At 25.5% G+C, this 255-nt stretch carries 1 protein-coding gene; it reads left to right on the plus strand.

Annotated elements, in window-relative coordinates:
• On the plus strand, window positions 1–255 hold a 255-nt coding region (locus HS848_RS13150; RefSeq protein ID WP_198612555.1), incomplete at both ends, for a hypothetical protein.

Here is a 255-nt window from a genome sequence, read left to right on the forward strand (position 1 = left end):
CGATGTTATTTACGTTATTACTTACGATGTTATTTACGTTATTACTTACGATGTTATTTACGTTATTACTTACGATGTTATTTACGTTATTACTTACGATGTTATTTACGTTATTACTTACGATGTTATTTACGTTATTACTTACGATGTTATTTACGTTATTACTTACGATGTTATTTACGTTATTACTTACGATGTTATTTACGTTATTACTTACGATGTTATTTACGTTATTACTTACGATGTTATTTACGT

Origin of the sequence: Staphylococcus caledonicus, from assembly GCF_016238465.1 — a bacterium.
In the GTDB taxonomy this organism is placed as follows: domain Bacteria; phylum Bacillota; class Bacilli; order Staphylococcales; family Staphylococcaceae; genus Staphylococcus; species Staphylococcus caledonicus.